The following is a 19,163-nucleotide window of genomic DNA, read 5'->3' as shown; positions in this document are numbered from 1 at the left end:
TGCAGGCCGGGCAGCCCGGCGATCCAGTGGGTGTGTCGGACGTCACCAACAGAAGGCGCGATAGGCGATGCCGCCGCGAACTTCGCCGACCCGGATGAACAGGGCCCTCGCCCAATGACCACGGGCCAATCCGGTCCACGAGGTCGGCAGAAGCGGATTGCGAACCAGTAGGGCGGTCCACCACGAGGCGACGGTACGGACCCTCATGGCCGGGCACCCCTGCGTCCGATAGATTCCGCGCAGTTTGGCGAAGCCGAAGCCGAGCCGAAACGATTGGCGCAGCATGGGCCGGAGCTCGGCTCGGAGCCGATAGGCGACGACAGCCTCGGTGCTGAAGCCGAGGGTGTAGCCGGCCAATTGTGCGCGCCAGCAGAATTCCACGTCCTGGCTGGCCCGGAACCGGTTGTCCATGCCACCGACATCGCGATAGACCGACGCCCAGCAGGCCATGCTGGCCCCGATGGCGAAGGGCAGGAAGTCGGTGCGGCCCTGATCCTCCGGCGGTGTGGTCGGAGTCCAGGACAACGCCTGCGCACTGTTCAACGTGTACGTCTCCACCGCGGTACCGGCTACGTCGAACGACCTGGCCAGCTCGGCGAGGGTTCGTAGCCACGACGGATGCACCACGTCGTCCGCATCGCAGAACATCAACAGCTCACCGGAGGCGTTCTCGGCACCGCGATTGCGGGCATGCGCCGCGCCGACCTGCTGGGATGCGTCGACACAGGTCAACTGCAGTCGATCCCGTAGGGGGTGCGAGGACACGTGATCGCCGACTCGTCCGTCACCGGCATTGTCCGAAATCAGCACATCGAACCGATAATCGGAATCCTGCTCCGCCAATGCCTGCAACTGCGCGTCGAGCAGGGGATCGAGCGAGCTCACCGGAATGATCACCGAGATCGACGGGTGCTCAGGGTGCCCATGGGCCACGACGTCACCTCCCATCGTGGCCATCGACGGCCGGAGCCCTACTCGATCAGCCGGTCGCGGATGCCTTCTTGTACCCCCGAATTGCAGGATAGAGGAACACCACGACCAGACCCAGAGACCACGCCAACGTCTGGAGCACCGGTGTCATGACCGGACCTCCGAGAGCGAGGTTCCTCATGGCATCGACCGCGACCGACATCGGTTGAGCTGCGACGACCGGCTGCAGCCAGAGCGGATACGCCAGAACCGGCACGAAGCCGGCATTGAAGAACATCAACAGGGTGCAGAAGATCGAGACCAGTTCCACCAGGGGAGCATTACCGGCGACGGTCGCGAGGAACGTGACCATCACCGCGAACCCGATACCGAACACGACCGGAATCAGAAGCAACAGCACTCCGGCCTGGAACCCCTGGGTGAATCTGAACCCCATCGCCACCCCGGCAGCGATGATGACGGTGGTGGTGACGAGCACTCGGACGGCTTCGGCGATCATTCTGCCGAGCAGGCCGGCGGCACGGTGAGTCGGTGTCGTCCAGAACCTGGACAGCAAGCCCGATTTCCGCTCGCCCTTGAGACCGACAGCGCTGACGATGGACCCGAACATGGCCCCGACGAGAGCGATCATCGGAACCTGGCCGTAGATGGCCGGGGCTCCGGTGGCCGCGGAGATCGAGTTGCCGAGTACGACCCGAAACATGACCAGCATCAACGCGGGGTACAGCAAGGCTTGGATCATCGTCGACGGATCGCGCATCCACCGCATCAGAAGTCGCTTGGCCTGGATCAGGCTGTGCGTCCCGAGCGCGCGGATCGACCCTTCTCGCAGGGCCATGTTGGGTTCGGGAAAGGTCAAGTTGGATACGCGAGCAGCGTTCACCGACGCTTCGGACATGGTCATCTCGGACTCGTCATTCCGGTCTCGAGCTCGCCCAGATGGCAAGCGGGACGAAGAACACGATCAGGCCTGCGATCCAGGCGAGGGATGGCCACAGCACCTGAAAGGTGACTCCGCCCTCGGCCATGTCCCGCATCGCGAACGAGAACTGAGAGATCGGTTGATTGCGAACGAAGGGGCGGATGACTTCGGGAAAACCGCTTTCCGGAACGAATCCGCACGAGGCCATGCCGAGGATGAGCTGGGGCAGGGTCAACACCTGGCTGGTCGCTTCGGGGCTCTTCGACAGCGTTCCGATCGCATCGGCACCGATCGACAACGTGGTGCTGATCAGCATGGCCAGTGCACAGAACAACAGGGCCTGACCGAATCCCGCAGTGAATCGAAAGCCGATGACGTAACCGAAGCCGAGAGCGGACACCAGAGACACCAGTGAGCGGACGACACCACTCGAGATGCGCGACACCAGCGGCACACCCCGCACGACGGGCATGGTCTTCAACCGGGAATTCAGGCCACTCATCGCCTCGGCCGAGGCACGCTGCGCCGCGGAGATCGCGGTGAACGCCATGGCCTGCAGCACGATGATCGGCATCAGGAACTGGGCGTAGTCGATGCCCTGCAGACCCATGACGAACTTGAGCGGCAGGTAGAAGCCGACGGTGAAGATGAGCGGCGCGATGACCGCGACCAACAACTCACCCTTGGTGAGCATCGTCCACAGCGCACGCCCGGTGAGGGCCTGCCACTGCACGAATCCCGACGGCTTCGTCCTCGACCGTCGCTTGGGCTGCTGAGCCGTCGAACCGACATCGGTCCGCTGCACGGTCCTCGCCTGCGAACCGGCTACGCCTCGCGTCGTGGCCGTCATGGTGTGGTGCTCGTCTTCGAGTGACCGGTGAGGGTGAGGAACACGTCGTCGAGCGACGGGCGGCGCAGGGCGATGTCGGCGAGCACGATGCCCACCGCATCGATGCGGCGCAGGATTTCCGACAGCGTGGCTGCGCCGTCGGGGGCAGGAACGGAGAGCCGGTCCGAGGCAGCGGTGATCTCGGCGTGAACTGCAGCGGGAACCATGTCGCCGAGGGCTTCGGCGGCCGCGCGGAGTTGGCCGGGATCGAGGGGAACGACCTCGCAGTAGCTGCCGCCGGTCATGGCCTTGAGATGGTCCGAGGTGCCTTCTGCGATGACCGTGCCCTTGTCGATGACGATGATGTTGTCGCTCAGGACATCTGCTTCTTCGAGATACTGCGTCGTCAACAGCACAGTGATGCCCTGCGACTTGAGTGCCTCGACCAACGACCAGACGCCCTGCCGACTGCGGGGATCGAGTCCGGTGGTCGGCTCGTCCAGGAACACGACCTCCGGCCGCACGACGAGGCCGCAGGCGATGTCGATGCGGCGACGCATACCGCCCGAGTAGCCACGGACGGGGCGCTTGCCGGTATCGGACAGGTCGAACTCGTCGAGCAGGGCCTTGGCTCGGGCCTTCGCGGCCTTCTTGTCCAGACCCATCAGACGGCCGAACAGCTCGATGTTCTCGCGGCCGGACAGAGTGTCGTCGAGGGCCGCGTACTGCCCGGTCATCATGATCGAGCGGCGCACTGCCGGAGCGTCGGTCGCGACATCGTGACCTGCGACGAATGCCCTGCCCCGGTCGGGTGCGATCAGAGTGGAGAGCACCTTCACCGTCGTCGTCTTGCCTGCACCGTTCGGGCCCAGAATCCCCAGCACCGTTCCCCGTTCGGCGGAGAAGCTGATGCCGCGCAACGCCTGCACATCGCCGAAGGACTTGTGTACGTCCTCCACGTGTACGGCTGCGTGTTGAGCTGACGACATCGAATCTCCGAGCTGTCGGGGGGGAGTGGTGGGACCGGACCCCGTGGAGTCGAGGGCCACTACTTGATAGCGAAATTCGCCGTGGATGTTACTTGTGGGTCGTCGCTGCGTGACCTCCGCAGTCAGTCCCAGTCGATATCGATACTGTTCTCGACGTCGAGTTTGCGGCACAGAGACCGCAACCCGCTGTAGTCCTGAACCAACGCGCGGCGGCTCTTGTCCTGCTCGACGTCCACGAGCATCTGCCCGCCACCGCGCACGCCCTCGAGTTCGAGAATGCGTCCCCAGGTGGAGAAGTCGCTGCTCGAGAACGCGTCCATGCCGTCGACCAGCCCGTCCAGGAACTTCTGGCGGTCGTCGGGGCGGAGCCTGTCGAAGACGATCGCAGCCATGTCGTCGGCGATCGACGCATGGCAGTACTCGTCGCGGTTGTGCAGTTTGACGGTGGCCCGGTTGATGGGCTGAATGATGTCGTCGTCCTCGATCAGGTCCAGATACGAGGTGATGGAGATCTCTGCAACCGTCATGAACGCGAGCGAGCTGATCGCCGCCGACCAGGGGTCGTCACTGGTCGCCTGCGCCGCACGCTGCCTGCGCACGGTGGAGCTGAACGGCAACGATCGTTCCGACAGAGCCCACCCGCGTCCGCGTCTGGTCGCAGCGCTCGCGTTGAGGTGCATGAGGGTGTGGTACTGCTCGTCCACCATGGCCTGGGTGACCGCCACAGCGAGGGTGTCACCCATCCCGGTCTCGAACACGTCCTGCGCCAACAGAGCGAAACCGGGATGAACGACGTGCTGCTCGACGTCCATCACGTTCTTGTTGAACGCGATCCAACCCCAGGCACGCAGTCGATCCTGCTGCTCGGCAGTGGCACCGGTGAAGGTGTCGTGCTCGCCGAAGGGGATCAGAGCGTCGGGGAAATCCTGCTTGGTGGTGTCGAACAGATCGTCCAGCTCGGGCTCGGGCTTCTTGACCGTCGCGCGCTGCGACCAGTTCTTCGCCAATCGAGCGACGACCGCACTCTCGACGACATCGTCGGAATCGAACTCCGGCAACGACGGCTGTTCCAACATCGTGTGCCTCGCCTCCGCGCTCGTACTCGTGGTCATCGGTTACCACTGCTACCTCGAACGATACCGAACATCTCCGCGCACACCGCCCGATACCGATCCCCGTTCCCACCCAGAGCGGCCTCGGCCTGCGCCAACAGAGCGGCGAAGTCGGCCTCGGAACCGGAATCGACGGTCTCGCTCACCGTCTGCGTCGCGCGATGCAACGCCGCCCTGGCCTCGGCCGCGTGGGGATTGCCGGCCTGAACATCCCAGTAGACCTCGGGTTCCCCGCCGGTGATCCGCGCCAGTATCGCGAGCATCGACGCGTGCGGGGGAGGCGCAACGGCGTCGATGTCGACGAACGGAAGGTCCAGTTCGGCCAGAGCCAGTCCGAACGCCAGGACGCTGGCGTGCGTCAGCGCCTGCGTCGCCGCGGCGAGGCGATCATGACGTGCGGCGTCGAGAAGGACTACCCGAGCGCCCCACCGCGAGATGCCGTCCAGGAAGGCATCCACCGGCGGGCCGGGTCGATGCACGACGGCCGCAACCGGGCGTCCGGCCATTCCGAGCGACGGGGCGAACATGGGATTGATTCCCAGCGTGGCACCGATCGGACGCGCGCCCTGTACATGGTGGGAGAAGCCGGACTTCACCGACAGGGTCTCCACCAGCAGGGCGTCGGCGCGCATTGCGGACAGGTCGGCCCGCAGCGCCACGGATTCGGGGACGGCCAGAATCACCGTCGTCGCTTCTCTCAGCACCGATTCGACCGGCTCGGCGGGGGCGGTGATGTCGCCGGCGATCACCGTCGAACCGTCGAGCTCCGGGCCAGCGTGCACGTCCACGACGGTCACCGGTACGCCGTCCGCGAGCAGCAGATCGACCATCAGGCGGCCCACCGCTCCCGAACCTCCGATCACCGCTACCGAGTCATGGGACCGCGACCGTGTCACCGAGTTCATCGGTCGAGTATGTCAACGGGACGCCGCGGAGACCCAGATGGTGATGTCCGCGTGCACCACCTCGATGCCCGAGGTATCTCGGATCGCGACGGGTACGACGATGTCGATGCCGTCGGTGATCGTTCCGAAATCGGGGACCTCGTCGAGTTCGGCGACCGCGCGCAGCGACGTCGTGGCCTTCGTCAGGTACTGGACAGTCATGGACTTGGGAATCCATCGGTGCGTGGTGGGGACGGTCGCCTCGGCGAGCATGCCCATGGCGACCTCGGCGAGGTTGCACGCGGCGATGGCGTGGAAGGTGCCCAGGTGGTTCCGAATGCCGAACCACTTGGGCGCGGTGACCTCGCAGCGTCCCGGCTCGAGCGCGACGACACGGGGAAGCACGGATGCGAAGTACGGAACGCGCAGACACATGCCGACGGAGAAGAGAGTGGACCCGACAGTGTTGTTCGGTAGCTTCGACCAGGCGCGATAGGTCGCCCCGGTAGTGTTCTCGAGGGTGGTCATGGCGCTACCTTACTGCCCGGTAAGGTAGCTCGGTACCGATCGATCGGCCCCGAGTTGATCTGCTGCCCGGTCTGCGGCATACTGGTCGGGTTGCCTGGACACGGGACGCGCTTGCGTGCGGCCTGAAACAGGTGAGTCGGCCGAAAGGTCGACTGAGCAAGAACATGAGACCAGCGCTCCACGTGAGCGCGTCCGGAACACCAGCTCGATCGGTGCGGATTTCGTTAGATTCGGATGGTTGAAGCGAAAGTTTCAGCGCAGAAGAATGAGCGGAATCGCGACACGCCCGACCGCGTGGACCGGAGAACCATGACAGATGAAGAGCGGCAACGGAATCAGGCCACGCCTGGTCGTCAACGTTTTTCACTGTCGTGTGTGCACGAAGGCAGTTCGAGTCGGTGGGTTTTCCACGGCTCGGGGACTGTGCAGACGAGGTGGAGCAGGCCGAACGGCCCGTTCTACGACCAAGCGGCAAGAAAAGGACACTAAGCGTGGCGGGACAAAAGATCCGCATCAGGCTCAAGGCCTACGACCATGAGGCGATCGACGCGTCAGCGCGCAAGATCGTCGAAACGGTCACCCGTACGGGTGCCCGCGTCGTCGGACCGGTGCCGTTGCCGACAGAGAAGAACGTGTACTGCGTCATCCGTTCGCCGCACAAGTACAAGGACTCGCGCGAACACTTCGAGATGCGTACTCACAAGCGGCTCATTGACATCCTCGACCCGACACCGAAGACGGTGGACGCGCTCATGCGCATCGACCTCCCGGCCAGTGTCGACGTCAACATCCAGTGAGCGCGGAGACAACGATGACTGATAACAAGAACCGGCCTGCAACAGGAATTCTGGGCACCAAGCTCGGAATGACCCAGGTCTTCGACGAGAACAACCGCGTCGTTCCGGTGACCGTGATCAAGGCAGGCCCCAACGTGGTCACCCAGATCCGCACCCAGGAACGTGACGGCTACAGCGCCGTCCAGGTCGCATTCGGTGCGATCGACCCGCGCAAGGTGAACAAGCCCACCACCGGCCAGTTCGAGAAGGCAGGTGTCACGCCGCGTCGCCACATCGTGGAGATTCGCGTAGCCGACGCCTCGCAGTTCGAGATCGGCCAGGAGCTCACCGCTGCAGTGTTCGAGGACGGCGCATACGTCGACGTCACCGGCACCAGCAAGGGCAAGGGCTTCGCCGGAACCATGAAGCGTCACGGCTTCAAGGGTCAGGGTGCGAGCCACGGTGCACAGGCCGTGCACCGTCGCCCCGGATCCATCGGTGGCTGCGCAACACCCGGTCGCGTCTTCAAGGGAATGCGCATGTCCGGACGTATGGGTGGCGACCGCGTCACGACGCAGAACCTCTCGGTCCACAAGGTGGACAGCGAGAACGGTCTGCTGCTGATCAAGGGAGCGATCCCGGGCCGTCGCGGCAACGTCGTGATCGTCAAGTCTGCATTGAAGGGTGGTGCACGGGCATGACCAGCCTCGAGAAGAACACCGAGACCAAGCTGATGCTCGATGTCAAGGAAGCCGGCGGCAAGACCAACGGCACCGTCGATCTCCCCGCGGAGATCTTCGACGCTCCGGCGAACATCGCGCTGCTGCACCAGGTCGTCATCGCACAGCTGGCAGCTGCTCGTCAGGGAACCCACTCCACGAAGACTCGTGGCGAGGTTCGCGGCGGCGGCAAGAAGCCGTACCGGCAGAAGGGCACCGGCCGCGCCCGTCAGGGCTCGACCCGCGCTCCTCAGTTCGTCGGCGGTGGCACGGTCCACGGACCGCAGCCGCGCGACTACAGCCAGCGGACCCCCAAGAAGATGAAGGCAGCCGCCCTGCGCGGAGCCCTCTCCGATCGGGCCCGCAGCGAGCGCCTGCACGTCATCACCGAACTGGTTGCCGGACAGGTTCCGTCCACCAAGGGTGCGAAGACGTTCCTCGCCGAGATCTCGGACCGCAAGAAGGTCCTGCTCGTCGTCGGCCGCGAGGACATCGCAGCCTGGAAGAGCGTGCAGAACCTGGACGGCGTGCACCCCATCGCACCCGACCAGCTCAACACCTACGACGTGCTCAACGCCGATGATGTCGTTTTCAGCGTGGAAGCGCTGAACACCTTCATCGCTGGGCCTGCAAAGAACGAGGAGGCAAGCAAGTGACCACGATCGCCGATCCCCGCGACATCTTGCTGGCACCGGTCATCTCCGAGAAGTCCTACGGACTGATCGAAGAAGGCACGTACACGTTCCTGGTGCACCCGGACTCGAACAAGACGCAGATCAAGATTGCCGTCGAGAAGATCTTCGACGTCACCGTGACCAGCGTCAACACGATGAACCGTCAGGGCAAGCGTAAGCGGACCCGGTTCGGTTACGGCAAGCGCAAGGACACCAAGCGCGCGCTCGTAACGCTCTCCGCCGACAGCAAGCCCATCGAGATCTTCGGAGGTCCGGTCGCGTAAGCGGCTGGGACTCTTCGGATATAGAGGACGAGAAGACTCATGGCAATCCGTAAATACAAGCCGACAACCCCGGGCCGTCGTGGCTCCAGCGTTTCCGATTTCGCTGAGATCACGCGTTCGACCCCCGAGAAGTCGCTGATCCGCCCGCTGCACGGCCGCGGTGGACGTAACGCACACGGTCGCATCACCACCCGGCACAAGGGTGGCGGTCACAAGCGTGCATACCGTCTCATCGATTTCCGTCGCAACGACAAGGACGGCGTGCCGGCCAAGGTCGCTCACATCGAGTACGACCCCAACCGCACCGCGAACATCGCACTGCTGCACTTCGCAGACGGCGAGAAGCGCTACATCGTCGCACCCAAGGGCATCGCCCAGGGATCGCCGATCGAGCAGGGTGCCAATGCCGACATCAAGCCCGGCAACAACCTGCCCCTGCGCAACATCCCGACGGGTACGACCATCCACGCGGTCGAGCTTCGTCCGGGTGGAGGCGCGAAGATGGCCCGCTCCGCTGGAGCGAGCATCCAGCTCCTCGGTAAGGAAGGCCCCTACGCCACGCTGCGTATGCCGTCCGGTGAGATCCGTCGCGTCGACGTGCGCTGCCGCGCAACCGTCGGCGAGGTCGGCAACGCCGAGCAGTCGAACATCAACTGGGGCAAGGCCGGCCGCATGCGCTGGAAGGGCAAGCGCCCGACCGTTCGTGGTGTCGTGATGAACCCGGTCGACCACCCGCACGGTGGCGGCGAGGGCAAGACCTCCGGTGGACGCCACCCGGTCAGCCCCTGGGGACAGCCGGAAGGCCGTACCCGCAAGAACAAGGCGAGCGACAAGCTGATCGTCCGTCGTCGTCGTACCGGCAAGAACAAGCGCTAGGAGGGAGTTCAGAATGCCACGCAGCCTGAAGAAAGGCCCGTTCGTAGACGATCACCTCCTCGCGAAGGTTGACGTCCAGAACGACAAGGGAACCAAGCAGGTCATCAAGACCTGGTCCCGTCGATCGACAATCCTGCCCGACTTCATCGGTCACACTTTCGCCGTCCACGACGGTCGCAAGCACGTACCGGTGTTCGTGTCCGACTCCATGGTCGGCCACAAGCTCGGGGAGTTCGCACCGACCCGCACGTTCAAGGGTCACATCAAGGACGACCGGAAGGCGAAGAGGCGATGACCAACTTCACCCCCACCGCCAATCCGACTGCCAAGGCCGTAGCGAAGCACGTTCGCGTCACGCCGATGAAGGCACGTCGCGTCGTGGATCTGGTTCGCGGGCGCTCCGTCGAGGACGCGCTCAACATCCTCAAGTTCGCGCCGCAGGCAGCGAGCGAGCCGGTCGCCAAGGTGATCGCGTCCGCAGCGGCCAACGCCGAGAACAACCTGGATCTCGATCCCAGCACACTGATCGTCGCCACTGCATTCGTCGACGAGGGTGCAACCCTCAAGCGATTCCAGCCGCGCGCTCAGGGCCGGGCATTCCGGATCCGCAAGCGCACCAGCCACATCACGGTGATCGTCGAAAGCCTGCCCAAGACCGGCGGAACGTCTCGTAACCGTCGTAAGGGCCAGGCGTCCAAGGAAGGGGCTCAGTAGTGGGTCAGAAAATCAACCCGCACGGCTTCCGCTTGGGTATCACCACTGACTGGAAGTCGCGTTGGTACGCAGACAAGCAGTACTCGGAGTACGTCAAGGAAGACGTCGAGATCCGCAAGCTTCTTGCCACCGGCATGGAGCGCGCAGGCATCGCGAAGGTCGAGATCGAGCGCACCCGTGACCGTGTTCGCGTGGACATCCACACGGCACGCCCGGGCATCGTCATCGGTCGCCGTGGCGCCGAGGCCGACCGCATCCGCGGAGCTCTCGAGAAGCTGACCGGCAAGCAGGTTCAGCTCAACATCCTCGAGGTCAAGAACGCCGAGTCCGAAGCTCAGCTCGTGGCTCAGGGTGTTGCCGAGCAGCTCAGCAACCGCGTCGCATTCCGTCGGGCAATGCGCAAGGCCATCCAGTCGGCCATGCGTCAGCCCAACGTCAAGGGCATTCGTGTTCAGTGCTCCGGCCGTCTCGGTGGCGCTGAAATGTCTCGCTCGGAGTTCTACCGCGAGGGACGCGTTCCCCTGCACACGCTCCGTGCCGACATCGACTACGGGCTGTACGAGGCCAAGACCACCTTCGGCCGTATCGGCGTGAAGGTCTGGATCTACAAGGGCGACATCGTCGGCGGACGGCGTGAACTCGCCGCCGCTGCGGCTCCGGCCGCCGGTGCAGACCGTCCCCGTCGTGAGCGTCCCACTCGTCCGCGTCGCAGCGGTGCCTCGGGCACCACGGCGACCAGCACCGAGGCCGGCCGCGCGGCATCCGCAACCGAGGCTCCGGCCTCGACCGAGCCCACTCAGGAGGGCTGACGCATGTTGATCCCCCGCCGGGTCAAGCACCGCAAGCAGCACCACCCGAAGCGTTCGGGTGCCGCCAAGGGCGGAACTCAGGTGACATTCGGTGATTACGGCATCCAGGCTCTCGAGCCCGCCTACATCACCAACCGTCAGATCGAGTCCGCTCGTATCGCGATCACTCGCCACATCAAGCGTGGCGGCAAGGTCTGGATCAACATCTTCCCGGACCGCCCGCTCACCAAGAAGCCTGCCGAGACCCGCATGGGTTCCGGTAAGGGTTCGCCCGAGTGGTGGATCGCGAACGTCAAGCCGGGTCGTGTGCTCTTCGAGCTGTCGTACCCCGACGAGACCATCGCGCGTGAGGCACTGACTCGCGCCATCCACAAGCTGCCCATCAAGGCACGCATCATCACCAGGGAGGAGCAGTTCTGATGGCTACCGGAACCCCAGCCGCAGAGCTCCGCGAGCTCACCGGTGAAGAGCTGGTCACCAAGCTGCGTGAGTCGAAGGAAGAGCTGTTCAACCTTCGTTTCCAGATGGCTACCGGCCAGTTGGACAACAACCGTCGACTGCGCACCGTCCGTCACGAGATCGCGCGCATCTACACCGTCCTGCGCGAGCGTGAGCTCGGCTTGGCATCTGGTCCTTCCGAGGACACTGCAGGTGACGCGGCATGAGCGAGGAAAAGACTGTGACTGAAGAGCGCAACAACCGTAAGGTCCGGATCGGCTACGTCGTATCCGACAAGATGGAGAAGACGATCGTGGTCGAGCTCGAGGACAGGGTCAAGCACCCCCTCTACAGCAAGATCATCCGTCGCACCACCAAGGTCAAGGCACATGACGAGAAGGGCGACGCCGGCGTAGGCGATCGCGTTCAGCTCATGGAGACCCGCCCGCTGTCCGCCACGAAGCACTGGCGACTGGTCGAGGTTCTCGAAAAGGCCAAGTAGTACCTGCACACAAATGCCCGCTCCCTTCCTGGGAGCGGGCATTTTGCGTTCCGGTGTGCGGCCCTACCTGCCCAGCAATCCTCCGAGCGCGCCGCCGACCCCGGCCTGCTCCCCGCTGCCGCTGCCACCGACCAGGCCACCCGGCGGCTGCTCCGATGGCTGAACCACGACGAATCCCTGACCCGAGAACTCGAGGGTGAAGCGCTCACCCGTCGTTCGACCGATCAGCGTGCCGAGTCCGAACGAATCGTTCTTCTTGACTCTCGTCTGCAAGGACGACGACCACGCGACCGCAGCCTGTGGATCCGCGAAGGTCGGCTGGTCGACGTTCAGCACCACCGGAACCCCGTCCGTGGTGATGGCGATCCGGCCGCGTCCGGAGAACACGCAGTTGAAGAAACCGGCATTGCCGCCTGCCGCGGCACCCTGCACCCGCTTGATGTCGTAGCTCAGCGAACTCTCGAAAGCCAGCACATTGGCACCGTTGATGGTCAACCCGTCCGTGCCGTCCAGGTCGATGAGATGAACGTCCTGAGCGGCGTTGGCGAGAAAGAGGTCGCCCTGACCGGTGACCTTCATCAGAGGAACACCCTCACCCGAGAGCGCCTGTTTCAGAGCCCGGCCGATCCCACCGGACCCCTTCGCCTCGAACTGCAGATTGCCCTGATACGCCACCATCGAACCGGCCCGGGCCATCACCTCGCCGTTCATCCCGATGCGGCACATCTTGCTGCCCTGCTTCTGGATACCCGAACCGGGAACCTCGGCGTGAGCGGGCGCGAACAGTTCACTTCTCATGGCCAGAACTCCTCGAGGGGCTGATGAATCGGTGGACGACGCAGGTGACTGCGTGGGACGGAGAGGTTGCTCGACGGAGGCCGTCGGGTCGGGCGTCGGGTCGTCCTCGTCGATGCTGATGCCGAACGCCGTGGCCAAACCGGCCAGGCCATCGGCGTATCCCTGGCCGACGGCGCGGATCTTCCACTGCTCGCCGCGCCGATAGAACTCCAGACACACCAGTGCGCTCTCGTCGCCGAGTGCATCGGCAGTGAAGCCGACCAGTGCTGTGTCCGACGCATCGGACACCGTCACCGCAGTCGGGCCCGCGGCCGCGAACGTCGCGGGTCCCGTTCCGTCGAGGGACGCAGCCACGGCCACGGTGTCGACGCCGGCGGGGACGGCAGCGGCGTCGAACATCAGCAGGTGACCGGTGGGGGTGCGGCGATACTCGACGCCCGAGGCGGAGGGCTGGTTGTAGAACACCAGGTCCGCGTCCGAACGCACCCGACCGTTCGGACCCAGCAGCAGCGCGGAGACGTCCACCGAGGTCGATGCCGTGAGCGTGACCGTCAGAGGACCGGCCGGAGCGGGGCAGTTTTCCCCGCGAGCGAGGGTTTTCACCGAATCCAGTGTGCCACTGTCACGGCGTCAGGGCTGTCGCGCCAGCTCGATGACCTCTTCCTCGGTCGGCGGACTTTTCGGATGGTAGGACAGGCACAGGGGAGTGGCGGTGCGTCGGAATTCGGCGCCTTCCACAGCCGCGTAGAACTGACCGGCGGGCAGGCGTCCGACGTCGGGAACCGAGCCCCCCTTGACCCGCGCCATCTCCTTGGCTGCGTCGACCTGCGATGGACTGTTGAGCAGACCGTAGAACTGCGTGGACGCATTGCCCGCGATGCGATTGTGCAGGCCCTTCGGGGATTGCGTGGCGAACACCAGTCCCAGTCCGTACTTTCTGGCCTGCGACGCCAGGGCCAGGGTGCTGTGCGTTGCCGCTGTGCTCCGGTCGGAGGGTGCGAAATTCTGCGCCTCGTCCATCACGAACAACCCCCCGAGTGGCCGGTCGCCTGCCGGATTCTTCTTGATCCAGGCGAACAACCCCATCTGGAGTTGATTGACGAAACTCTGCTTCTGCTCGTCGGTGGTCAGCCCCGCGAGGTTGATCACCGACACCCGAGCCTTCTTGCCCTCGGCCGGCGTCAGCAGCACAGCTGGGTCGACCGGCGTGCCCGCGCCTGCGAACATCGGATCGTTCGCGGCGGCGGCCTTGAGATTCTCGGCCAGTCCGGCAGCGATGCGTACCGCATCGCGCATTTCGCTCGCGTCCTCGGGGAATTCTTCCAACAGGTCGATGAAGTCGGACAGATCCCCGCCCCGCGAACGACGACCGAACTGGTCGAGGGCCGATTTCAGCACGGCCCGACCGTGTTTGGCCTTCTGTGACGTCCCGAGTACACCTGCGGCCGGTTCGAGCGAGGCCAAAGCGGACTCGATGGAGGCCTCGAACTCGTCCGCGTCGCCGACGACACTGGCGAAGTCGGGTAGCGGCTGGAAGCTGAGCGGCCGGCCGGTCGACTTGCGCGGGGTCCACACCACGACGTCGGTGTCGCGCAGGTACGCCGTTGCCTTGGCCTCGTCACCCGGTGGCCACGTCCTCTCGTCCTCGGGCCACGCGGTACCCAGCCGAGCCAGGTCGTTGTTGACGTCCAGCACGATCGCCGAAACACCTTGTAGGGCACATTCTTCCACCAGCCGGCGAATCAGAACGGTCTTTCCCGAGCCGGATCCCGCGAAGATCGCCGTGTGCTTGCGCAGCGCCTCGAGTGGAATGGCGACATCGGCACCGGTGCTGACCTCGGCACCGACGACGATGGACGGCTTTCGGCTCGTCGACGACTCCGGTACGGAGGGTGTCGATTCCGGTTCGATGAGGGCGGTGTCGTCGTCCACGACACTGACTGCAGGCAGCACCGCAGAGAACAATTCGACATCGTGCGCCGGCTTGCGTGCGAGCAACCAGGACGTCAGCGCGGGGGAGTTCTCGGCCAACAGGATCGACAATGCCGCCAGCGCCCTGCGGTCCTCGTCCCCGAGGGGCACCACGACGCCACCGGCGCGGTGCAGGGCCGCGATCGTCTGCTCGGTTTTCGCGCCGTTCGGCCACGGGTCGTTCCTGATCAGGATCAGCCGTCGCCTCGGCATGTCGACGCGCAGGCCCGCCGTCGTCACGGCCCGCTCGACTCGGGCCAACGCGGCCCGCGCGTTGCCGGACGTCACGGCGCGGAAGCACCAGTGCTCTTCGTCGTCGGTGTCGGTGTCGACGGTGTGACGCAGGCGGGCGTGCAGCGCCGGCTTGCCGCTCGGCGGCGGATCCTGGGCCAGGCTGTCGTCGGACGACTGATGCTCGTGAATCCACGCCGTCAGACCCGCGGACAACAGAGCGGGAACGATCGAGTCCTCGCTGTCGGGTCGCAACGGAACGGAGACGTCGACCTGTCCACGAAGTTGCTCGTAGCGATCGTCGAGCGCATCGAGTTCGTTGACCCGCGCCGTGGGCAGGTCGGGCGCATCGGTAGGACCGGATCTGTCGGTGAAGCTCTCCAACTCCGACGCGACCCCGGTGTCGAGGCAGTGCCTGATGTGCCGATCGACGGCGATGAGAAGCTGGCGCGGAGTGAAATCCGGGGCCTGCTCGAACGCGTCGGGCGCAACAGGCCACGTGGGGTGCGGTGGCGTGAACCCGGCCTCGAGGAAGCACGCGGCCAGCCGTCGTCCGAGTAGCAGGCGACCGATGTCCGAGGAGGGAATCGGCTTGAGCGACTGCGTGACTCGGAAGCGGTCACGCATCGGCGCGACTCCGCGTGCGGCAATCAGTTCCCAGGCACTCGACAGCGCGGAGAGCACCGAGGCAGTCCGGGGGAGGGTCTCGCGCAGCGACATCAAGCCGTGTGCGAGCTGTTCGACGACCTTGTCTTCCTGCGCGTCGGCGAACTCCTGATCCGATCCGGTACGAGACTGCGCCACGAGCGTGTCGATCTGATCGATCGCGAGGATGGTCGGACCGGTGATGGCGAGCAGACGCGAGATGTTCTCGGCGATGCCCTGATGGCCGAGCTCGGCCCGGCGGATGCCCCAGGCCGAGAACTCGTCGGGATCGACGTCGTCGATCGACTGCAGGTAGGCGTCGCCCAGATCCTGAACGGCCGAATCGGGGGCGATGGACAGCACGAGCGCGCGCAGCGTGTGCTGCGACGTCCGTCGATGGCGCGGGTGAACCTTGTACACCGCGGTGACGAAATCGTTGAGCGTATCCGCGTCGATCATGCTCTCGCCCATGATCTTCGCGCGCTGATCCTCGGCGATGTCGCCGATCTCGCAGAGGCGTCGAAGCAACAGCCCGATCTGGCTGTCCGATCCGCGGCCGGACGGACGCATCAGGTCGTCGAGCATCCCCATCAGCGTCGAACGCCAGAATCCGGCGGCGTCGAGCAACCTGATCAGGAAGAAGTACCCGCCCTTGAGCTGTACTTCTTCTCGCACCTGGCCGAGCAGGTGCGTCTTGCCCGAACCGGCCGGGCCGCGCACGACGACTCCGAGCGGACTCGCGTCGTCGGAGGCGTCCGCGTCGTCGTACGCGTTCATCACCTCGAGGAACACGCGTTCGTGCATCCCCGGTACGTGCACGTTCGACTGAGAACGCCACACGTCGTCGGGTGTCGGTGCCCAACTCAGCCGCACCGATTCGAGAGCTCGGATCTGCTCGCTGTCCGTCATCGTCGACTCAACGCCCATCATGGTTCGATCGAGAGAAGGTGGTTCTGCTGATTTCCGACGACGACGGCCGCGGCGCGTTCCTCGTCGGTCAGCGTCTTCTGATTTTCCTCCGGTATCAACGAGACGTCCGGGGCGCGACGCAGGCGCGCGAGGGCGTCGTCCAAATCGGTTCTGGGTATGTCGCGCAATTCGTTTCGCAATCTGGACAGTCGGACGGTGCTGCCGGGTTCGCGGGCGAGCCCGGCGTAGGCCGCGCGAATCGAGGCTTCGATGTCGACCGCGGTCTCGGTCTTCTCGACGGGTTCGGGCTCCTCTGTTCGCGGCGAGAACACATCCGCCGGGCGGGCGTCGGTGCGATCGAGCCACCGTCGCAACCCCGCCAACACGGTGAACATTGCCTTGCCCGCGCCGGTCGATCGAGCCGGTGGTTCTCCACCGATGAGTTCGCCGCAGACCCGCCATCCCTTGTCGGTGAGTTCGAGAGTCATCGGTCGCACGGACGAATTCACTTCGACGAGACCGGCGTTCTTCAGCTTGTCGCGTGACGGCTTCGCGAGCTCGGGGCCCATCGCTTTGAGTTCGGAATTCTTGACCGGACTTGCCTCGGCCATCAGGACCAGCAGCACTGCCGCCTCGGTCCCGTTCAGGTCTTCGGTACTCATCGAGGATCCCCCTTCGATCGTCTTCTCGATACTGCCTCGCGGATGGTAGCTACCGCACGTTGCGGATCGTCGATCACCTGAGCGTTGGTGAAGCGCAACACCATGTAGCCGTGTGTCTGCAGTTGGTTGTCGCGCACGCGGTCCTCGGCGAAGCGGTCGACGGCGCGGTGCTCGTTGCCGTCGATTTCCACGACGATCTTCTCGGTGCGCCACAGTACGTCGACCGTGAACGGTCGGCCGAGCTCACCGAGCCGGATCGAACGATTGTGCTCCCGCCCCGCAGCCCAGTCGTGCACGTCCAGCGCTCGATACAAGCGCTTCTCCGGATCGCTGGCCGGGTGCGGATGTCCCGCGATCGGCGGATAGCTCAGGGGTCGGAACCGATCGACCACGGTCTCGACCCCAGCGGGCACGGCGGGCGCGTGTACCGCCACGGACCGGAACCGGTCCATGTTCGACGCCCCGTCGCCCGTCACCCACACCGCTGCACCGGCGTGCGTGCACAGCCATTCCGCAGCTGTCCCGACGACTCCGGCATCCGTTCCGGCCGGCACGACCAACACGAGCGCAGCAAGGCTTCTTCGACGAGCCGAGGCAAGTATTCGGGTCGAGCCTGCTGCGCGAGTTTCGACGGTGAATGCGGCTCGACGCGGCGCACTCCCCGCGACGGCTGCATTTGCCAGAGCCCCGACGTAGGGGCCGAAGTGTGCGGTGTCGGCACCGAGCCGAGCGGCGGCGACGCGAGCAGCGCGCCGATCCAACGACGACGAGCCGGAGTGATGGTCGAAGTCGGTGAGCCACAGCGGAACCGAATCGACGGCGGCGTTCTCGAGTTCCGTGACCACTGCATCGACGAGATCGACGGCACGATCGGCCGTCGTGGGATCGATCGCGAAGAACACGATCGCAGGTGCGTCCACCGGTAGAGGGTTCACGGATTCGGCGAGATCACGCTCGGTGACCCCGTGGATGCGCACGACCCGGTCCAGGGGCAGACTCGACCACCACGCGGTGTCGTCGCGCTCCGACGTCATCGCCGCGCCCCGTCGATCCGAAGATGTCCCATCCCCAGAACCGTACCGATTGCCCCGAAGGGCGCAGGTGACGGCGGGTGGCCCGGTGACGACGATTTGGATGCCGGGGACCCGTTCCCCTACACTTGACCGGTTGCCTGTGGCAGCGGTGTGCCTTCGTGTGCCCGTACCCAGCAGCCGACCGCGCGTGTCGGGACGGAAATCCGGCACGTACGTACATCCAGGTCAAGGAGAAGTTAGTGATTCAGCAGGAGTCGCGAGTACGCGTCGCTGATAACACGGGCGCGAAGGAAATCCTTTGCATCCGCGTTCTCGGTGGTTCGTCACGTCGCTACGCCGGAATCGGCGACATCATCGTAGCTACGGTGAAGGACGCCATTCCCGGTGGAAACATCAAGAAGGGTGAGGTCGTCAAGGCCGTCATCGTCCGCACCATCAAGGAGCGTCGCCGTCCGGATGGCTCGTACATCCGTTTCGACGAGAACGCTGCGGTGCTGATCAAGCCGGACAACGATCCCCGTGGAACTCGTATCTTCGGCCCGGTCGGCCGTGAGCTGCGTGAGAAGAAGTTCATGAAGATCGTCTCGCTCGCCCCGGAGGTGCTGTAAATGAAGGTGCACAAGGGCGACACCGTTCTCGTGATCGCAGGCAAGGACAAGGGTGCCAAGGGCAAGGTCATTCAGGCCTACCCCGCTGACTCCAAGGTTCTGGTCGAGGGTGTGAACCGCATCAAGAAGCATACTGCGGTCTCCGCCAACCAGCGCGGCGCATCCTCGGGTGGCATCGTCACCCAGGAAGCCCCGATCCACGTATCGAACGTCGCAGTGGTCGACTCGGACGGCAACCCCACTCGCGTGGGCTACCGGACCGACGAAGAAACCGGCAAGCGCGTTCGTGTTTCCCGGAAGAACGGGAAGGACATCTGAG

The 19,163-nt window shown here is 64.9% G+C and carries 24 protein-coding genes; 13 read left to right on the top strand and 11 right to left on the bottom strand.

Annotated features, from left to right (window positions below; translation table 11 throughout):
- Positions 1–42 precede the first annotated feature (42 nt).
- From CH274_RS17535 to CH274_RS17505, 7 genes are all read right to left on the bottom strand, one after another.
- The gene (locus CH274_RS17535; protein ID WP_094658321.1) at positions 43–957 is read right to left on the bottom strand and encodes a glycosyltransferase; all 915 of its coding nucleotides are present in this window, start codon (positions 955–957) and stop codon (positions 43–45) included.
- A 22-nt stretch (positions 958–979) separates the two neighbouring features.
- Positions 980–1,834: an ABC transporter permease gene (locus CH274_RS17530; protein WP_032397548.1), complete on the bottom strand. Its 855-nt coding sequence runs from the start codon at positions 1,832–1,834 to the stop codon at positions 980–982.
- A gap of 10 nt (positions 1,835–1,844) precedes the next feature.
- Positions 1,845–2,702 (bottom strand): ABC transporter permease, encoded by an 858-nt coding sequence (locus tag CH274_RS17525; protein WP_094658320.1) that lies wholly within the window; start codon positions 2,700–2,702, stop codon positions 1,845–1,847.
- Positions 2,699–3,670 (bottom strand): daunorubicin resistance protein DrrA family ABC transporter ATP-binding protein, encoded by a 972-nt coding sequence (locus CH274_RS17520; RefSeq protein ID WP_032397546.1) that lies wholly within the window; start codon positions 3,668–3,670, stop codon positions 2,699–2,701. The genes CH274_RS17525 and CH274_RS17520 overlap by 4 nt, the downstream gene beginning before the upstream one ends.
- Positions 3,671–3,792: 122 nt before the next feature.
- Entirely contained in the window at positions 3,793–4,746 is a 954-nt protein-coding gene (locus CH274_RS17515) for an AurF N-oxygenase family protein (protein WP_094645469.1), read from the bottom strand.
- 32 nt (positions 4,747–4,778) lie between these two features.
- Positions 4,779–5,687: a prephenate dehydrogenase dimerization domain-containing protein gene (locus CH274_RS17510; protein ID WP_094632379.1), complete on the bottom strand. Its 909-nt coding sequence runs from the start codon at positions 5,685–5,687 to the stop codon at positions 4,779–4,781.
- Positions 5,688–5,699: 12 nt separating this feature from the next.
- A complete protein-coding gene (locus CH274_RS17505; protein ID WP_094632381.1) occupies positions 5,700–6,194 on the bottom strand; it encodes a hotdog fold domain-containing protein in 495 nt (164 codons plus the stop codon).
- A 491-nt stretch (positions 6,195–6,685) separates the two neighbouring features.
- Between CH274_RS17505 and rpsJ the strand changes: the two genes are divergently transcribed.
- From rpsJ to rpsQ, 11 genes are read left to right on the top strand one after another with little or no spacing between them, the layout of a single operon-like run.
- Positions 6,686–6,991 (top strand): 30S ribosomal protein S10, encoded by a 306-nt coding sequence (gene rpsJ, locus CH274_RS17500; RefSeq protein WP_003938093.1) that lies wholly within the window; start codon positions 6,686–6,688, stop codon positions 6,989–6,991.
- 14 nt (positions 6,992–7,005) lie between these two features.
- Entirely contained in the window at positions 7,006–7,671 is a 666-nt protein-coding gene (gene rplC, locus CH274_RS17495; RefSeq protein ID WP_032398245.1) for a 50S ribosomal protein L3, read from the top strand.
- Positions 7,668–8,345 carry a 50S ribosomal protein L4 gene (gene rplD, locus CH274_RS17490; RefSeq protein ID WP_094658319.1) on the top strand — a complete coding sequence of 226 codons (678 nt, stop codon included), beginning with the start codon at positions 7,668–7,670 and terminating at the stop codon, positions 8,343–8,345. The genes rplC and rplD overlap by 4 nt, the downstream gene beginning before the upstream one ends.
- Positions 8,342–8,647 carry a 50S ribosomal protein L23 gene (gene rplW, locus CH274_RS17485; RefSeq protein ID WP_027496310.1) on the top strand — a complete coding sequence of 102 codons (306 nt, stop codon included), beginning with the start codon at positions 8,342–8,344 and terminating at the stop codon, positions 8,645–8,647. The genes rplD and rplW overlap by 4 nt, the downstream gene beginning before the upstream one ends.
- Positions 8,648–8,686: 39 nt before the next feature.
- The gene (gene rplB, locus CH274_RS17480) at positions 8,687–9,523 is read left to right on the top strand and encodes a 50S ribosomal protein L2 (protein WP_008718311.1); all 837 of its coding nucleotides are present in this window, start codon (positions 8,687–8,689) and stop codon (positions 9,521–9,523) included.
- A gap of 13 nt (positions 9,524–9,536) precedes the next feature.
- A complete protein-coding gene (rpsS, locus tag CH274_RS17475) occupies positions 9,537–9,818 on the top strand; it encodes a 30S ribosomal protein S19 (RefSeq protein WP_008718309.1) in 282 nt (93 codons plus the stop codon).
- Complete coding sequence (gene rplV / locus CH274_RS17470; protein WP_037188319.1) at positions 9,815–10,237, top strand: 50S ribosomal protein L22; 423 nt, start codon at positions 9,815–9,817, stop codon at positions 10,235–10,237. Before rpsS ends, rplV begins: the two co-directional genes overlap by 4 nt.
- The gene (gene rpsC, locus CH274_RS17465; protein WP_027496312.1) at positions 10,237–11,046 is read left to right on the top strand and encodes a 30S ribosomal protein S3; all 810 of its coding nucleotides are present in this window, start codon (positions 10,237–10,239) and stop codon (positions 11,044–11,046) included. Before rplV ends, rpsC begins: the two co-directional genes overlap by 1 nt.
- A 3-nt stretch (positions 11,047–11,049) precedes the next feature.
- On the top strand, positions 11,050–11,466 hold the full coding sequence (gene rplP, locus CH274_RS17460) for a 50S ribosomal protein L16 (RefSeq protein ID WP_027496313.1): 417 nt from the start codon (positions 11,050–11,052) through the stop codon (positions 11,464–11,466).
- Positions 11,466–11,711 carry a 50S ribosomal protein L29 gene (rpmC, locus tag CH274_RS17455; protein WP_027496314.1) on the top strand — a complete coding sequence of 82 codons (246 nt, stop codon included), beginning with the start codon at positions 11,466–11,468 and terminating at the stop codon, positions 11,709–11,711. Before rplP ends, rpmC begins: the two co-directional genes overlap by 1 nt.
- Entirely contained in the window at positions 11,708–11,986 is a 279-nt protein-coding gene (gene rpsQ, locus CH274_RS17450) for a 30S ribosomal protein S17 (protein ID WP_032397542.1), read from the top strand. The genes rpmC and rpsQ overlap by 4 nt, the downstream gene beginning before the upstream one ends.
- A 63-nt stretch (positions 11,987–12,049) precedes the next feature.
- Here rpsQ and CH274_RS17445 read toward each other — a convergent pair whose 3' ends face one another.
- From CH274_RS17445 to CH274_RS17430, 4 genes are read right to left on the bottom strand one after another with little or no spacing between them, the layout of a single operon-like run.
- Positions 12,050–13,387, bottom strand: a complete 1,338-nt coding sequence (locus CH274_RS17445) for an AIM24 family protein (protein ID WP_045195954.1) — start codon at positions 13,385–13,387, stop codon at positions 12,050–12,052.
- Between the two features lie 27 nt (positions 13,388–13,414).
- The gene (locus CH274_RS17440) at positions 13,415–16,540 is read right to left on the bottom strand and encodes an ATP-binding protein (RefSeq protein WP_094658342.1); all 3,126 of its coding nucleotides are present in this window, start codon (positions 16,538–16,540) and stop codon (positions 13,415–13,417) included.
- 17 nt (positions 16,541–16,557) lie between these two features.
- Entirely contained in the window at positions 16,558–17,202 is a 645-nt protein-coding gene (locus tag CH274_RS17435) for a hypothetical protein (RefSeq protein WP_032397540.1), read from the bottom strand.
- Positions 17,199–18,236, bottom strand: a complete 1,038-nt coding sequence (locus tag CH274_RS17430; protein ID WP_094658318.1) for an endonuclease domain-containing protein — start codon at positions 18,234–18,236, stop codon at positions 17,199–17,201. The genes CH274_RS17435 and CH274_RS17430 overlap by 4 nt, the downstream gene beginning before the upstream one ends.
- Before the next feature lie 239 nt (positions 18,237–18,475).
- Between CH274_RS17430 and rplN the strand changes: the two genes are divergently transcribed.
- Together rplN and rplX are read left to right on the top strand one after the other, a co-directional pair.
- Positions 18,476–18,844 carry a 50S ribosomal protein L14 gene (gene rplN, locus CH274_RS17425; RefSeq protein WP_032397538.1) on the top strand — a complete coding sequence of 123 codons (369 nt, stop codon included), beginning with the start codon at positions 18,476–18,478 and terminating at the stop codon, positions 18,842–18,844.
- Positions 18,845–19,162, top strand: a complete 318-nt coding sequence (gene rplX / locus CH274_RS17420) for a 50S ribosomal protein L24 (protein ID WP_032397537.1) — start codon at positions 18,845–18,847, stop codon at positions 19,160–19,162. It abuts the gene before it with no gap.
- Position 19,163 lies beyond the last annotated feature (1 nt).

This window comes from Rhodococcus sp. 06-418-5 (assembly GCF_002258285.1).
Classification (GTDB): Bacteria; Actinomycetota; Actinomycetes; order Mycobacteriales; family Mycobacteriaceae; genus Rhodococcoides.
Note: the sequence above shows the minus strand (reverse complement) of the source record. Positions and strands in the feature narration are given on the sequence as shown.

Excerpts from the sequence above, each read along its gene's own strand:
- rplC (WP_032398245.1), top strand. The coding sequence starts at position 7,006 with ATGACTGATAACAAGAACCGGCCTGCAACAGGAATTCTGGGCACCAAG.
- CH274_RS17510 (WP_094632379.1), bottom strand. The coding sequence starts at position 5,687 with ATGAACTCGGTGACACGGTCGCGGTCCCATGACTCGGTAGCGGTGATC.
- CH274_RS17535 (WP_094658321.1), bottom strand. The coding sequence starts at position 957 with ATGGCCACGATGGGAGGTGACGTCGTGGCCCATGGGCACCCTGAGCAC.
- CH274_RS17440 (WP_094658342.1), bottom strand. The coding sequence starts at position 16,540 with ATGACGGACAGCGAGCAGATCCGAGCTCTCGAATCGGTGCGGCTGAGT.
- CH274_RS17515 (WP_094645469.1), bottom strand. The coding sequence starts at position 4,746 with ATGTTGGAACAGCCGTCGTTGCCGGAGTTCGATTCCGACGATGTCGTC.
- CH274_RS17520 (WP_032397546.1), bottom strand. The coding sequence starts at position 3,670 with ATGTCGTCAGCTCAACACGCAGCCGTACACGTGGAGGACGTACACAAG.
- rplB (WP_008718311.1), top strand. The coding sequence starts at position 8,687 with ATGGCAATCCGTAAATACAAGCCGACAACCCCGGGCCGTCGTGGCTCC.
- CH274_RS17525 (WP_094658320.1), bottom strand. The coding sequence starts at position 2,702 with ATGACGGCCACGACGCGAGGCGTAGCCGGTTCGCAGGCGAGGACCGTG.
- CH274_RS17435 (WP_032397540.1), bottom strand. The coding sequence starts at position 17,202 with ATGAGTACCGAAGACCTGAACGGGACCGAGGCGGCAGTGCTGCTGGTC.
- rpmC (WP_027496314.1), top strand. The coding sequence starts at position 11,466 with ATGGCTACCGGAACCCCAGCCGCAGAGCTCCGCGAGCTCACCGGTGAA.
- CH274_RS17505 (WP_094632381.1), bottom strand. The coding sequence starts at position 6,194 with ATGACCACCCTCGAGAACACTACCGGGGCGACCTATCGCGCCTGGTCG.
- rplX (WP_032397537.1), top strand. The coding sequence starts at position 18,845 with ATGAAGGTGCACAAGGGCGACACCGTTCTCGTGATCGCAGGCAAGGAC.
- rplV (WP_037188319.1), top strand. The coding sequence starts at position 9,815 with ATGACCAACTTCACCCCCACCGCCAATCCGACTGCCAAGGCCGTAGCG.
- rpsQ (WP_032397542.1), top strand. The coding sequence starts at position 11,708 with ATGAGCGAGGAAAAGACTGTGACTGAAGAGCGCAACAACCGTAAGGTC.
- CH274_RS17530 (WP_032397548.1), bottom strand. The coding sequence starts at position 1,834 with ATGACCATGTCCGAAGCGTCGGTGAACGCTGCTCGCGTATCCAACTTG.
- rplP (WP_027496313.1), top strand. The coding sequence starts at position 11,050 with ATGTTGATCCCCCGCCGGGTCAAGCACCGCAAGCAGCACCACCCGAAG.
- rpsS (WP_008718309.1), top strand. The coding sequence starts at position 9,537 with ATGCCACGCAGCCTGAAGAAAGGCCCGTTCGTAGACGATCACCTCCTC.
- rplD (WP_094658319.1), top strand. The coding sequence starts at position 7,668 with ATGACCAGCCTCGAGAAGAACACCGAGACCAAGCTGATGCTCGATGTC.
- CH274_RS17430 (WP_094658318.1), bottom strand. The coding sequence starts at position 18,236 with ATGACGTCGGAGCGCGACGACACCGCGTGGTGGTCGAGTCTGCCCCTG.